At 59.7% G+C, this 12,821-nt stretch carries 16 protein-coding genes; 9 read left to right on the forward strand and 7 right to left on the reverse strand.

The window, feature by feature from the left end:
* Positions 1-183: 183 nt before the first annotated feature.
* From glnA to SYN9616_RS0105295, 3 genes are all read left to right on the forward strand, one after another.
* The gene (gene glnA, locus SYN9616_RS0105285) at positions 184-1,605 is read left to right on the forward strand and encodes a type I glutamate--ammonia ligase (RefSeq protein ID WP_028952192.1); all 1,422 of its coding nucleotides are present in this window, start codon (positions 184-186) and stop codon (positions 1,603-1,605) included.
* 95 nt (positions 1,606-1,700) lie between these two features.
* Positions 1,701-2,771, forward strand: a complete 1,071-nt coding sequence (locus SYN9616_RS0105290) for a class I SAM-dependent methyltransferase (RefSeq protein ID WP_028952193.1) — start codon at positions 1,701-1,703, stop codon at positions 2,769-2,771.
* 74 nt (positions 2,772-2,845) lie between these two features.
* A complete protein-coding gene (locus tag SYN9616_RS0105295; protein WP_028952194.1) occupies positions 2,846-3,145 on the forward strand; it encodes a hypothetical protein in 300 nt (99 codons plus the stop codon).
* Positions 3,146-3,165: 20 nt separating this feature from the next.
* Here the strand turns inward: SYN9616_RS0105295 and SYN9616_RS0105300 are convergent, their stop codons facing one another.
* Positions 3,166-3,441, reverse strand: coding sequence for a hypothetical protein (locus SYN9616_RS0105300; protein WP_028952195.1), 276 nt, complete (start codon positions 3,439-3,441; stop codon positions 3,166-3,168).
* Between the two features lie 50 nt (positions 3,442-3,491).
* Here SYN9616_RS0105300 and SYN9616_RS0105305 point away from each other — a divergent pair, with 50 nt between their 5' ends.
* Positions 3,492-3,746, forward strand: a complete 255-nt coding sequence (locus tag SYN9616_RS0105305; protein ID WP_028952196.1) for a DUF6439 family protein — start codon at positions 3,492-3,494, stop codon at positions 3,744-3,746.
* Here SYN9616_RS0105305 and SYN9616_RS0105310 read toward each other — a convergent pair.
* Together SYN9616_RS0105310 and SYN9616_RS0105315 are read right to left on the reverse strand one after the other, a co-directional pair.
* Positions 3,718-4,155 (reverse strand): ATP-binding protein, encoded by a 438-nt coding sequence (locus SYN9616_RS0105310; RefSeq protein WP_028952197.1) that lies wholly within the window; start codon positions 4,153-4,155, stop codon positions 3,718-3,720. The two genes, SYN9616_RS0105305 and SYN9616_RS0105310, sit on opposite strands and share 29 nt — an antisense overlap.
* Before the next feature lie 62 nt (positions 4,156-4,217).
* A complete protein-coding gene (locus SYN9616_RS0105315; protein WP_028952198.1) occupies positions 4,218-4,946 on the reverse strand; it encodes a GUN4 domain-containing protein in 729 nt (242 codons plus the stop codon).
* Between the two features lie 40 nt (positions 4,947-4,986).
* Between SYN9616_RS0105315 and mnmH the strand changes: the two genes are divergently transcribed.
* The 5 genes from mnmH to SYN9616_RS0105340 all read left to right on the forward strand — a co-directional run bounded on the left by mnmH (position 4,987) and on the right by SYN9616_RS0105340 (position 8,846).
* The gene (gene mnmH / locus SYN9616_RS0105320) at positions 4,987-6,030 is read left to right on the forward strand and encodes a tRNA 2-selenouridine(34) synthase MnmH (RefSeq protein ID WP_028952199.1); all 1,044 of its coding nucleotides are present in this window, start codon (positions 4,987-4,989) and stop codon (positions 6,028-6,030) included.
* 24 nt (positions 6,031-6,054) lie between these two features.
* Entirely contained in the window at positions 6,055-6,450 is a 396-nt protein-coding gene (gene psb28, locus SYN9616_RS0105325; protein ID WP_028952200.1) for a photosystem II reaction center protein Psb28, read from the forward strand.
* Positions 6,447-7,523, forward strand: coding sequence for an AI-2E family transporter (locus SYN9616_RS0105330; protein ID WP_028952201.1), 1,077 nt, complete (start codon positions 6,447-6,449; stop codon positions 7,521-7,523). Before psb28 ends, SYN9616_RS0105330 begins: the two co-directional genes overlap by 4 nt.
* Positions 7,520-8,521 (forward strand): AI-2E family transporter, encoded by a 1,002-nt coding sequence (locus SYN9616_RS0105335; protein WP_028952202.1) that lies wholly within the window; start codon positions 7,520-7,522, stop codon positions 8,519-8,521. Before SYN9616_RS0105330 ends, SYN9616_RS0105335 begins: the two co-directional genes overlap by 4 nt.
* A 94-nt stretch (positions 8,522-8,615) precedes the next feature.
* Positions 8,616-8,846, forward strand: coding sequence for a hypothetical protein (locus SYN9616_RS0105340; protein ID WP_028952203.1), 231 nt, complete (start codon positions 8,616-8,618; stop codon positions 8,844-8,846).
* Positions 8,847-9,097: 251 nt separating this feature from the next.
* Here SYN9616_RS0105340 and SYN9616_RS0105345 read toward each other — a convergent pair whose 3' ends face one another.
* From SYN9616_RS0105345 to SYN9616_RS0105360, 4 genes are read right to left on the reverse strand one after another with little or no spacing between them, the layout of a single operon-like run.
* Positions 9,098-9,310 (reverse strand): hypothetical protein, encoded by a 213-nt coding sequence (locus SYN9616_RS0105345; protein ID WP_028952204.1) that lies wholly within the window; start codon positions 9,308-9,310, stop codon positions 9,098-9,100.
* Complete coding sequence (gene secF, locus SYN9616_RS0105350; protein WP_028952205.1) at positions 9,303-10,292, reverse strand: protein translocase subunit SecF; 990 nt, start codon at positions 10,290-10,292, stop codon at positions 9,303-9,305. Before secF ends, SYN9616_RS0105345 begins: the two co-directional genes overlap by 8 nt.
* A gap of 4 nt (positions 10,293-10,296) precedes the next feature.
* A complete protein-coding gene (gene secD, locus SYN9616_RS0105355; RefSeq protein WP_028952206.1) occupies positions 10,297-11,784 on the reverse strand; it encodes a protein translocase subunit SecD in 1,488 nt (495 codons plus the stop codon).
* Positions 11,785-11,788: 4 nt separating this feature from the next.
* A complete protein-coding gene (locus SYN9616_RS0105360) occupies positions 11,789-12,772 on the reverse strand; it encodes a pyruvate dehydrogenase complex E1 component subunit beta (RefSeq protein ID WP_028952207.1) in 984 nt (327 codons plus the stop codon).
* Positions 12,773-12,821: the final 49 nt, after the last annotated feature.

Below are 12,821 nucleotides of genomic sequence, written 5' to 3' on the forward strand. Positions count from 1 at the left end.
TGAACAAGCGAAAAGCCTCAGTGCGGCTGAGATTCAGCGAAGTTGACAGAAACGGTTACGGATGAAACTGGAACGGATCGAACCAGGTGGATGACGGACTGGAAGGGTGCCTAGTGATACAAAGTGGACGCATCGGGATCTTTACGGTCCCGTTAAACACGCCCCATCGGCGAAAGCTTTTCCATGTCCAAAACACCTCAGGACGTCCTTCGTCAGATCAAGGACGATGGCATCGAGTTCGTTGACCTGAAATTTGCCGATCTCCACGGCAAATGGCAGCACCTGACAGTGTGCACGGACATGATCGAGGAGGAGTCCTTCACTGAAGGACTTGCTTTTGACGGCTCTTCGATCAGGGGCTGGAAGGCCATCAACGCCTCGGACATGGCGATGATCCCCGACCCTGCCTCAGCATGGGTCGACCCCTTCTACCGCCACAAAACCCTGAGCATGATCTGCTCGATCGGGGAACCACGCAGCGGCGAGCCCTATGACCGCTGCCCCCGCTCCCTGGCGCAGCGCGCTCTCGACTATCTGAACTCCACCGGACTGGCCGACACCGCCTTCTTCGGACCGGAGCCTGAATTCTTCCTGTTCGACGACGTTCGTTACAACTCCAGTGAGGGAGGCTCTTTCTACAGCGTCGACACGATCGAAGCCCCCTGGAACACGGGCCGCATCGAAGAGGGAGGAAACCTCGCCTACAAGATTCAGCTGAAGGAGGGCTATTTCCCCGTCGCCCCGAACGACACCGCCCAGGACATCCGCTCGGAGATGCTCAGCACCATGGGCGCCCTGGGAGTCCCCATCGAGAAGCACCACCATGAGGTGGCCGGTGCCGGACAACACGAACTCGGCATGAAGTTCGCTCAGCTGATCGAGGCTGCGGACAACGTCATGACGTACAAGTACGTCGTGCGCAATGTCGCCAAGAAATACGGAAAAACGGCCACATTCATGCCAAAGCCGGTCTTCAACGACAACGGCACCGGCATGCACGTTCACCAGAGTCTCTGGAAGGGTGGCCAGCCACTGTTCTTCGGAGAGGGCACCTACGCCAACCTGTCACAGACAGCTCGTTGGTACATCGGCGGCATCCTGCGCCATGCTCCCGCCTTCCTGGCTTTCACCAACCCAACCACCAACAGCTACAAGCGATTGGTGCCGGGATTCGAAGCTCCTGTGAATCTGGTTTATTCCGAGGGCAACCGCTCCGCTGCTGTCCGGATTCCACTGACTGGACCAAGCCCCAAGGCCAAACGTCTGGAGTTCCGCTCAGGCGATGCCCTCGCCAACCCCTACCTGGCCTTCAGCGCGATGATGATGGCCGGCATCGACGGCATCAAGAACCAGATGGATCCGGGAGATGGATTCGACAAGGATCTGTTCGAACTCCCCGCTGAGGAGCTGAAATCCATCTCCACAGTTCCACCATCTCTCAATGGTGCTCTTGAAGCTCTCGATCAGGACCGTCAGTTCCTGACTGAGGGCGGTGTGTTCAGCGATGACTTCATCGACAACTGGATCGACCTGAAATACGAAGAGGTTCAGCAGCTGCGCCAGCGCCCCCATCCCCACGAATTCACGATGTATTACGACGCTTGATCACGTCAAAATCGCACCGTTTCTGATCGAACAGGCCCGCTTTCCCTCCGGAGAGCGGGCTTTTTTGGTGAAATAGACCCTGGTTTCAATCGGCCATGGCGAATTCCCTGGGCAAGCTCGCGTATCAGACCCTTCAGCAGGGAAGGAGCATTGCCGGACTCGCTCACAAGGAGCTCAGCACCAAAGTGATGGAGCTGGTGGCGCCTGAAACCGTCCCCAAAACCGAAAAGGTCTCAGCCGGCATGATGAATGCCCTGAGGCAGTCGATGGCTTCGCTGCAGGAGCGGGACTGGGCGGACGCCGAGCAGGGTGTTTACCCCACGGAGTTGCTGTTTGAAGCTCCCTGGATCGACTGGGCCAGTCGTTATCCGCTGGTGTGGCTTGATTTGCCATCCACCTGGGATCGACGTCGCGAGCGCAATGTCCATGACCTCCCCGATGCAACCGATCCGGAGCTTTACCCGGACTATTACCTCCAGAACTTCCACCACCAGACCGACGGCTATCTGAGCGACCACTCAGCGGCGCTGTACGACCTGCAGGTGGAGATCCTGTTCAACGGTTCAGCCGATGCCATGCGCAGGCGTGTCCTGGCGCCTCTGAAACGGGGACTGCGCCATTTCTCCGATCGATCACCCTCCTCCCTGCGCATCCTGGATGTGGCAACCGGAACGGGACGCACGCTGCAGCAGGTTCGTCGTGCGTTGCCCCATGCGGAGCTGATCGGCCTTGATCTCTCCGCGGCGTATCTGCGCCAGGCCAATCGTTGGCTCAACAACGGCAATGAAACGCTTGCTCAACTCTTGCGGGGCAACGCCGAAACCCTGCCGTTCGCAGACGGAGGCCTTCAGGGAGTGACCTGCGTCTTCCTGCTGCATGAATTGCCTGCCAAGGCGCGTCAGAACGTCCTCAACGAGTGCTATCGGGTCCTAGAGCCAGGCGGGGTGATGGTTCTTGCCGATTCCGTTCAGCTCGCCGATTCCCCCCAGTTCGACACAGCTCTGGATAATTTCCGCCGTGTGTTCCATGAGCCCTACTACCGGGATTACATCGGCGATGACATCGACACCAGGCTGCGAGATGCCGGCTTCGATGCGGTTCAAGCCGAATCCCATTTCATGACTCGCATCTGGACGGCCAGAAAGCCGCTTCCACAAGAGCTCTGAACGGGATTCCCTGACAGCACGGCTTGCACCCTTCCCCTGGCGCCATAGGGTGAGCGCGTTCCAAGAAGGGCTTCATGACCAATCCCTTCCGGGTTCGGTGGCTGCAGGGTTGGCTCTTCCAGATCGTTTTCATGGAAGGCCACGTCCAGGTTGAAGCTCATGGTTTCGGCATTTGCCTGAGAACAGCTGTTCTTCCAGGTGAAAGTCCTCGATCAGCAGCAGATCGTCTTGTGCTTGCCGAAGATCGACGTCGACGTGCTCTCCACCACGCATGGCTGCGTGGACAGGGTCTTCCCCGGGCTCCCGAGCGCGCCTATCCACCTCTGAGCGAAGCCAGCTCCGAGCGGCCAGTCTCCCTTGTTGTTGTGGAGTAAGGCTTCCAGGTTGCAGGGTTTCAGAGCCTGGCTAACCACCAGGCCAAACCGAACCCTGCTCCTCCCCAACGCAACAGTTTCCACAATCGAGCTCCTTTGACATCGGGGAGGTCCCAACCCTTGGGTTCCATCTCAAGCAACCTTCTTCCGGTTGCACGGCGTTGTTTCCAACGTCTCTCAGCAACGGTGGAACCGCTCTTCCCACTCTGACTTTGGCGTTGCCCTTGTTGGATCAGATGGGAAACACCATGCAGCCACTTGAGAGGACGACCAGCTCGATTGCTTTGTCGATTCATCCCTGCAGCGGACCGCTGAACTGAAACTAGAAGTGTTTCGAACCGATGGAATGACTGCACGTCCAACAGAGTGGCCGGAAGAGTCCCAGGGACTCTCCAGGGACCTGCATCAGAGCCTTCGCATCGGGGACCGGCAGTGGCATCAGCTGAAAAGCAACCGTGATCGCAGGGCAGCGGAACTCCTGGCAGCGGCCCTGACCCAACTGATCAGCAATGGCGCTGGCACAGAAGTGGAACAGCTGACCCGTCAGGCGCTCGGCTGGATCGGTGGCGACCTCAAGGATCCTGGCTGCCCGCGCCACTGATCGGACGGCGACAGGCCAGCTGCAGCCGGTTGCCGCGACGGCTCCAGCGCACATCGTCGAAGCACTGATGAATCAGAAACAAACCACGACCACTGAGAGCATCCATCTGCTCCGGTAGCGCTGGTTGGCGTGCTTCATGAGGGAGGCCAGAGCCTTCATCCTGAACCTGCCAGACCAACCAGTTCGGCGTGAGGATGCGACGCACCCGCAACCGCTTCTCTGGGTCTTCACTATTGCCATGCCGCACTGCATTCACCAGGGCTTCATGCAGGCCGAGCTGAACCCGCTGACAGGTGGTCAGGCAGCCAACAGGCTCGATCAGAATCTCCAGCAGAGGAGAGAGCTGCAGGGTGGAGGGAAGGATGAAATCTGCCCAACGGAATCTGGCGATCTGGGGGACAGAAACCATCCGGTGCCACCGGGACCTTTCTCGAACTTAACGGGTCTGTTGGATCTGCACAGACGCCGTGATCATCTGGGTTCCGACCGACGCGCCACCAGAGCAGGGTGCTGGAGCAAGGCATCCATCAAACGCACGCCACGCAATTGATTCACGAGGGGCATGTGTCCCTCCGGAGCTTTGATGGACCAGGTGAAGGCCCTTGGGTAGCGGGTCCAAACGCCATTCTCTTTCCAGCCGATGCGAGGCCAGAGCTGCTCATATCGGCCATCCAGAGCTTCAAGCAATCGGGCCTGAATCGTGAAACCGAATCGTCCTTGCGAGTAGGCACACCAGAGACGATCCATGCTGGTCAGATCCAGCCCTGCCATGGCAGGAACCTCGCTGAAGTACACATATCCACGCTGCTCAGCCTGAGCACCGGCTAGCTGCCTGAGCACGGCACTGGTGAACCGATCGGCGGCTTCATAGTTCTCTTGCAGGAGATCACGCTGCAGTGGGGCGTAATCAATGCCGACGGAAGACTCGGTGATGAACCAACCATCGGGCCAGGCCGCAAGCAGTTCCGACAGCTCTCCGGGAGTGTGGCGCTGCAGCACCTGAAGAACCCAGCCGACAGACCAGTCATCCCCCTGGCGATCGAAACGTTCCAGCAGCGATCCGCCTAGAGATGCCAAATCAACAGCACGCTTCTCCACCGTGGAAATCAAACCGCGACGCTGCCGCGCAGTGCCGCTGGCGAACCGGTCCAGGAGCTGCTCGGTGCTGAGAACGGTGGAGGGTGAGGAACCGGAGAGCATGAATCGCAACCGGCCCTGACTGGCACGGCGTTCGCCCACTATGTCAGGCATGGGAGACGAGATCCGCCGACCAATCGAGCAGCTGCGGGAACTGCCCGGGGTGGTGCTCGATGTGAGGAGCCCCATGGAATATGCCAAGGGGCACTGGCCTGGCTCGATCAATCTTCCATTGTTCAGTGATGCTGAGCGTGCGGAGGTGGGCACCACCTTCAAAAAGAAAGGGCGCGAAAGCGCCGTTCATCTCGGTCTGGCCCTCACCGGACCGAAATTGAGCAGCCTGGCATCGGCGTTGGAGGAGCACCGCAACAGCGGTCCTCCAAGGATCTACTGCTGGCGCGGCGGCATGCGCTCAGCCAGCATCGCCTGGCTGGCCCAGCTTCTGGATCTCGAGCCGGTGATTCTCGAGGGTGGATACAAGGCCTATCGCCGCTGGGTCCTCGAACAGTTCGACCTGGACTGGCCCTTGAGACTGCTCGGCGGCAGAACCGGCACCGGCAAGACCGATCTGCTCCTGGCGCTGCGGGATCGAGGCATCGCCGTCGTGGACCTCGAAGGACTCGCCAACCACCGTGGCAGCAGTTTCGGAGGACTGGGACAACCGCCTCAGCCGAGCACGGAGCACTACGAGAACCTGCTGGCGGAAGCGCTTCATCAGCTGCGGCGGCGGGGTGCCCAAACCATCTGGCTTGAGGCAGAAAGCGTGCAGGTGGGCTGCTGCCGCATACCGGCGAGCCTGTTCCGCCAGATGAAACGTGCTCCCGTCTTTGAAATTCGCCGAAGGCTGGAGGAACGGGTGCAACAACTTGTCGAGGTGTACGGACAGCAGGGCGGAGAAGCACTGGCCGCCGCAACCCAGAGAATCAGCCGACGACTTGGGCCCCAGCGAACCGATCAGGCCCTCAGGGCGATCGCCGAGGAGGACTGGGCCACAGCCTGCCGGGCAACCCTCGATTACTACGACCGCTGTTACGACCGAGAGCTGGAACGCGCGCCGGAGCGCCAGAACCTGGACGTCAGCGGACTCAGCGCCGAACAGGCGGCGGACCGGATGATCAGCAGCCGATTCTCGGAACTCTGTGATTAAGATCCCGCTTCTTGCACGAGGCTGATGAGCGATTCATCCAGCGCTGCCTCCATCCAGTTCTTCCGGGGCATCGATGAGCCTGTGGTTCCGGACATTCGACTCACCCGCAGCCGGGACGGACGGACCGGCCAGGCCACATTCGTGTTCGAGAAGCCCCAGGCCCTCGCTCCCGAAACATTCGGAGACATCGGCGGCATGTGGATGGTGGATGAAGAGGGAGAAATGGTGACCCGTGAGGTGAACGGCAAGTTCGTGAACGGCGTGCCCAGCGCCCTCGAGGCCACTTACACGTGGAAGACCGAAGACGATTTCGAGCGGTTTATGCGCTTCGCCCAGCGCTATGCCGCCGCTAACGGTCTTGGCTACTCCCAGAACCAAAATCAGGATCAGACTGGCGAGACCTCTGACGCCGACGGTTGACCCTGCCGAACTGGCTCTCGCTGGCAGCACTTGCTGCTGCCACAGCTCTGCTCTGGAGCCTGCGCCAGGTCGTCTTGTTGATGTTCGCCGGTGTGGTCCTGGCGATGGCCATCTGCACGCTCGTCGGCATCTTGCGTGAACGCCGTCCGATGCCGAGGCCGACAGCGCTGCTGGTTTGTCTTCTCGGCCTGCTCGCTCTGATCTCACTCGGTTCCGCCGTTGTTGTTCCTCCGTTCATCGAGGAATTCAGCGTGCTGCTTCAAAAATTGCCGGAGGCAGCACGCACCCTGATGACGATGGCCATCGGGAGCGTTGATTGGATCAGTGATTCCATTTACGGCGACGACGCGCTGCCAGATCTGCAACAGCTGATTCCCGACAACCAGTCCCTGATTCCGGACGGCTCAACCCTTGCCAACGGGGTGAGCACCGGACTCATCGGCTTGCTCGGACTGGCCGGCAACGTTGGCAATGCCGCACTGCGGCTGCTGTTCACCGTGGCGGTCGCCCTGATGGTGAGCGTTCAACCGCATGCCTACAAAGATGCCTGCATCCAGCTGGTGCCGTCCTTCTACCGCCGCCGAGCCCATCAGATCCTTCTGCAGTGCGGCGAAGCATTGAGCAGCTGGATGGTGGGTGTGCTGATCAGCTCGCTGGCCGTCTCCGTTCTCTGCGGTTTGGCCCTGTCACTGCTGGGGGTCAAACTTGTGCTGGCCAACGCATTGCTGGCGGGACTGTTGAACGTGATCCCGAATGTCGGGCCAACGATCAGCACTGTGTTCCCGATGGCCGTCGCCATCCTTGACGCTCCCTGGAAAGCTGCTGCCGTTCTTGGTGCCTACATCCTGATCCAGAACCTGGAGAGCTACCTGATCACACCTTCGGTGATGCATCACCAGGTGAAACTGCTCCCCGGTCTCACCCTGGGTGCCCAGTTCATTTTCACCGTGGTGTTCGGGCCGATCGGCTTGCTGATGGCTCTGCCGCTGGCAGTGGTGTTCCAGGTGCTCATCCGAGAAGTTCTGATCCACGACGTGCTGGACCGGTGGAAGACCAAGAGACTGGTCGCATGAACGCACGCACGTTGCTGGCTGCACTGAGCTTCGTGGTTCTGGGTCTGCTGATCTGGCATCTGCGATGGGTTCTGCTGGTGTTCTTCGGCGCCATCGTTCTCGCGGTGGCGATGGATGTGCTGATCCATCAACTGCAGAAGCGCAGCCGCTTGAATCGTCCCCAGGCACTGGTGCTGGTGTTGCTGGGTTCTGCACTGGCGGGAGCCTTTGTGGCCACGCTGCTTTTGCCGGAACTGGTGGTGCAGATTCAGCAGCTTGGCGAGGACCTGCCCCAGCTGGTCGAAAAGCTCACCTCACTGCTGAGCGCCGCCCCCCGCTTATCGGAGCTGGAGGGCAGCCTCAGCGGCGACGTCAATCTCAGCAGACTTCAACCGATCGGAGCACAGCTGCTCGGTGTTGCCGGCGGTGCGGCGAATTCGATGGTGCAGGCGTTTCTGATGGCTCTTCTCGCCGTGCTGCTGGCGCTTGATCCCACAGCCCACAGGGAGATGCTGATCGCCGTGTCTCCTCGCCCTGCCAGGCAACAGGTGGTCAGTCTTCTGGACGACTGCCGTGAGGCACTGGGCGGCTGGTTGAGCGGGATGACCCTGTCTGCCCTCACGGTGTTTCTTCTCACCTGGGCTGGATTGGTGCTGCTCCAGGCCCCTCTGGCTCTTCTCAGTGCACTGGTGTGCGGTCTGCTCACCTTTGTTCCAACCATCGGACCCACCGCCGCAACCCTCCTGCCAACGGGACTCGCTCTGTTGCAGTCCCCCCAGCTGATGGTGAGCGTTCTGGTCTTCCGCCTTGTTCTGCAAAACCTGGAGGCTTTTCTGCTGACGCCTCTGCTGCTCAGAAAAACAGTGAACCTGCTGCCGACAGTGGCTCTGATGGCCCAGTTGAGTCTTGGGGCCCTGCTGGGACTTCCCGGAGTCCTGCTGGCACTGCCGCTGGTGGTGGTGCTTCAGGTTCTGATGCAGAAGGTGGTAGTTGAGCAATTGATGGATCACTGGAGCTGACAGCTGTTCCTGACTGGAGACGCGCAGGCACAGCTCAGGGCATGAACCGGTGCTCCAATACGGTGGGTTCGGTTGAGGGCAGGACGATTCATCGATGGAAGTCATCTTCAACTTCTCGCGTTACGAGGAGCTTCGGCAGGCTGTGATCCAGCTGCTTCAGGAAAATATTGATTCAGAACTGCTGTATGAAGAAGCAGAGGATTTGTTTGATTCCTGGTGGAACTCCAACAATCACAGTGGAATACTCAATGAAGATGAGAAACAACGGGTCTGGCAGGTGCTGACCAACGAGTTCGGCCATAAGTTGGTCAAAGCAGGGGGATAGAGCACTCTCAGGACGCAAAAAAGCTCATTCATGGAAACATCCAGCTCAATCAACATCCTGCTCTTGTCAACAGGCTTTGCAGCAACCTTCAGCGTGCTTTGGTTTGGATTCAGGAGGACAGACCAGATCGAAAAGAATCGATCCCAACGCAACAGAATGCGAGCACGGTTAATGAAGATGTTGAGACAATCATCGAAATAACTGGTTGGTTATCAAAAAAACCCTGCTTCGGTCTCTGATTCAGAACCTGATCAGCGATAGCGACGCCACAACGATGCCGATCCCAACAGCACCATCACCGCCAGCAGGTGATAGCGCATGGCAAAGCTGAGGCTCGTGAAGGTGAAGTGATCAATCAGCAGCGCCAGATCGGTTCTGAGGTCCCAGAACGCCAGAAGCACCAGCAGCAGCGGAAACCATCGAGCCGACCGTCGCCGAGAAGAAGACGATGAAGACTCAGTCACTGCTGGGCTCCCAGAGAGTGAGCAGAGATGGAGCCAGGGCAATGCTGGACCAGCTGCCCACAATCACACCAAGAGCCAGAGCAATCGCGAACCAATACAGGGTGGAACCACCGAAGAAGATCAAGGCCAGAAGAGGCATCAAGGTTGTTCCGCTGGTGTAGAGCGTGCGCGTGAGGGTGGCTGAGACAGCCAGGTCCACCTGTTGGCGCAGGGTCAGCTCAACATCCTGACGGCTGCGCTCCCGGATCCGATCAAACACCACCACCGTGTCGTTCACGGAGTAACCGGCGATGGTGAGCAGGGCAACGGCAAACAGGCTGTCCACCTCAAGCTGCAGCAGCAGCCCCAGCCAGGCGAACACACCGCAGACGATGATCACATCGTGGGCCAGGGCCACCAGGGCCAGAAAGGCATAACGACGGTCGTAGCGGATCGTGATGTAGGTGGCGATTCCAGCGAAGGCCACCAGCAGGGAGATCAGGCTGCTGCGCAAAAGCTGCCCACCAAGGCTGGGACCGATGGTTTCAACAGACTGTCCGCCAGCGATGAAAGGACCTGCGACGGAGGTGACGGCTTCAATCACCGCCTGCCCCTGGGCCGCCGAAAGCGTGGGCAGACGCAGCAGCAACGAGGTACCACCGTCAAGCAACTGCACCCGCGGTGCGCTGAGGTTGGGCAGTGGCTCGCCAGGCTCCTCCGGCAACTCCAGACCACGCAACAACTCAGACACCTGAATCGCTCGCAGGTCAGCGCAGCTCTCGCCGCAGTCGCGCTCCAGCTGAATCTGGGTGCCACCGGTGAAATCAAGACCAGGGCGCAGGGGGGCCCCGATCGAGGCATCACGCCAGCTCAGTCCAAGCCCGATCAGGCTGACGAGGACAACGACACCCGAGACAATCCAGACCCGCGCGCGCATGCTGCTTAGAGGCCAGACGGGCCTCTGCCCCGAAGGCGTTTCGCTTGCGGACGTAGAAACAGCCATCAATTCAGACGGATGGGGAAGGAAGCTGCCGCGATGGCAGGAAATTGAGCGGCTTGCGCAAAGCGGCGTAGCTCATCAGAAAGCGCAACAGGGTTCGGGTACAGGTGAGCGCTGTGAACAGGCTGAGCAGAACACCGATGCCGAGGGTGGCTGCAAAACCCTTCACCAGTCCAGTTCCAAGGAAAAAGAGCGCGGCACAACTGATCAAGGTGGTGAGATGACCATCAACGATCGAGGAAAAGGCTTCAGAAAAGCCCGTATCAATCGATCGAATCAGGGTGTTACCGCTTCTCAGCTCATCCTTGATGCGCTCGAAGATCAGCACATTGGCGTCCACGGCCATGCCAATGCTGAGGATGAAACCAGCAATGCCCGGCAACGTCAGCGTGACCGGAATCAGGGCGTAAACCGCCAAATTGAACAGGGAATACAAGCTCAGAGCCATCACCGCCACGACCCCTGGAAGGCGATAGGCAAGCACCATGAATACCGCCACCAGAGCCAGGCCGGACAGGGCAGCCACCAGGCTGCGGCGGATGTTCTCGGCGCCGAGGGTGGGACCGATGGTGCGGACTTCCAGCACCTTCACCGGCAGTGGCAGCGAACCACCCCGGAGTTGCACCTCGAGCTCCCGAGCCTCTTCGGCCGTGAAGTTGCCACTGATGCTTGCGGAGCCACCTGAGATGCCGGCGGCTTTGAACTGGGGTCCAACGCTGGCCTCGCTGATCGAGCGACCATCAAGAACAATTCCCAGAAGCCTTCCAGTGCCGGCGATCGACTTCGTGAGCTCGGCGAAGGCCTCAGCTCCAGCGCTGTTGAAGCCGAGCGTCACCTCCCAGCTGTTGGGATTGCTCTGCAGGGGCTGACGGCCCGCTGTCACCAGATCCTTGCCGGTGAGAGCCGCTGGCTCATAGAGCTCCACGATCGCATCGTTGACCTTGGCGAGCAGCTGCTCGAGCTGCTCGGTTTCCGTTCCGGAGGCTCCCTCCAGACCAAACAGCTTCTGAGCTTCCGCCAGCTCCTCAAGATCAAGGCCTGATTGATCGGAGAGCTCTCCTCGTTTGGCCTGATCCGCGCGCAGGCGAAGGATGGCTTTTGTCTGAGCACGCAGTTGCCGCAGACTCTTGAAGTCCTGTTCAGCGCCAAGCTTGAGAGCACGGAATTCCAGCAGAGCTGTGCTTCCGAGAATGCGGGCAGCGCGACTAGGATCCTGCTCGCCGGGGAGCTGCAGCACCAGTTGGTTTTCACCAACCGTCTGAAGCGTCGATTCCGCCACACCGAGACCATTCACCCGCCGATCCAGCACCAGCTTCACGGCCTCCATCTGCTCGGGGACAACCCGCTTGATCTCCCCGGCCGGTTGAACCTCAACGGTGATCTGACTGCCGCCCCGAAGATCCAGGCCGAGCTGGAGGGGAGAGGTGAACAGCAGCGCCGCCGCCGCGATGGCGAGAGCGAGTACAAGGGCGAACCAGCCCTGCTGACGAGCCATCGCTTCAGAGTCCCTTGTTCACGATTTGCTGAGCCGCTTCAACGATTTGATGGGGCTGAATGATCGTCAGATTTTCGAGTTTGCCGTTGTAGGGCGTTGGAATGTCCTGGCTGGACAAACGAATGGGTCGGGCATCGAGGTCGTCGAAGCATTGCTCGGTGATCAAGGCGATCAGTTCGGCACCGATCCCGCCGGTTTTCATGCATTCCTCCACAACAATCACCCGATGGGTCTTGCGAATCGAGCGGGCAATGGTCTCCATGTCGAAAGGCTTGAGGCTGATCAGATCGATCAGCTCAACGCTGATGCCGTCGGCCTCCAACTGCTCCACTGCCTTGAGGCAGTGATGGCGCATGCGTGAGTAGGTGAGGATCGTCACATCACGGCCCTCCTGGACAAGATCCGCTTGATCGAGGGCGCAGGTGTAATCCCCTCCCGGCAGTTCCTCGCTGAGGTTGTAGAGCAGCACATGCTCAAAGAACAGCACAGGGTTGTTGTCCCTGATGGCGGCTTTCATCAACCCCTTGGCATTGGTAGGGGTGCTGCAGGCAACGATCTTGATGCCGGGAACGGCATGGAAATAGGCCTCAAGCCGCTGGCTGTGCTCAGCACCGAGCTGCCGGCCCACACCACCGGGGCCACGCACGACGGTGGGAATCGTGAAGTTGCCGCCACTCGTGTAGCGCAGCATCCCCATGTTGTTGGAGATCTGATTGAAGGCGAGCAGCAGAAACCCCATGTTCATTCCCTCAACGATCGGTCTGAGACCGGTCATGGCTGCGCCGACGGCCATTCCTGTGAAGGCGTTCTCAGCGATCGGCGTATCGAGGACCCGAAGTTCGCCGTACTTGTCGTACAGATCCTTGGTGACCTTGTAGCTGCCGCCGTAGTGACCGACGTCCTCCCCCATCACACAGACATGGGGGTCGCGGGCCATCTCCTCGTCGATGGCTTCCCGCAGGGCGTTGAAGAGAAGTGTTCCTGCCACGGCGTCGCTGCGATCCCGGCCAGCCCGGGGTGAGCGGCCAAGCTATCTC

The sequence above is a fragment of the Synechococcus sp. CC9616 genome (assembly GCF_000515235.1).
GTDB lineage: Bacteria > Cyanobacteriota > Cyanobacteriia > PCC-6307 > Cyanobiaceae > Parasynechococcus.

Bases quoted from the DNA above. Each gene is read 5' to 3' on its own strand.
- SYN9616_RS0105335 (WP_028952202.1), top strand. From the start codon at position 7,520: ATGAACGCACGCACGTTGCTGGCTGCACTGAGCTTCGTGGTTCTGGGT.
- SYN9616_RS0105340 (WP_028952203.1), top strand. From the start codon at position 8,616: ATGGAAGTCATCTTCAACTTCTCGCGTTACGAGGAGCTTCGGCAGGCT.
- SYN9616_RS0105295 (WP_028952194.1), top strand. From the start codon at position 2,846: ATGACCAATCCCTTCCGGGTTCGGTGGCTGCAGGGTTGGCTCTTCCAG.
- secD (WP_028952206.1), bottom strand. From the start codon at position 11,784: ATGGCTCGTCAGCAGGGCTGGTTCGCCCTTGTACTCGCTCTCGCCATC.
- SYN9616_RS0105305 (WP_028952196.1), top strand. From the start codon at position 3,492: ATGACTGCACGTCCAACAGAGTGGCCGGAAGAGTCCCAGGGACTCTCC.
- SYN9616_RS0105290 (WP_028952193.1), top strand. From the start codon at position 1,701: ATGGCGAATTCCCTGGGCAAGCTCGCGTATCAGACCCTTCAGCAGGGA.
- mnmH (WP_028952199.1), top strand. From the start codon at position 4,987: ATGTCAGGCATGGGAGACGAGATCCGCCGACCAATCGAGCAGCTGCGG.
- SYN9616_RS0105310 (WP_028952197.1), bottom strand. From the start codon at position 4,155: ATGGTTTCTGTCCCCCAGATCGCCAGATTCCGTTGGGCAGATTTCATC.
- glnA (WP_028952192.1), top strand. From the start codon at position 184: ATGTCCAAAACACCTCAGGACGTCCTTCGTCAGATCAAGGACGATGGC.
- psb28 (WP_028952200.1), top strand. From the start codon at position 6,055: ATGAGCGATTCATCCAGCGCTGCCTCCATCCAGTTCTTCCGGGGCATC.
- secF (WP_028952205.1), bottom strand. From the start codon at position 10,292: ATGGCTGTTTCTACGTCCGCAAGCGAAACGCCTTCGGGGCAGAGGCCC.
- SYN9616_RS0105300 (WP_028952195.1), bottom strand. From the start codon at position 3,441: ATGAATCGACAAAGCAATCGAGCTGGTCGTCCTCTCAAGTGGCTGCAT.
- SYN9616_RS0105315 (WP_028952198.1), bottom strand. From the start codon at position 4,946: ATGCTCTCCGGTTCCTCACCCTCCACCGTTCTCAGCACCGAGCAGCTC.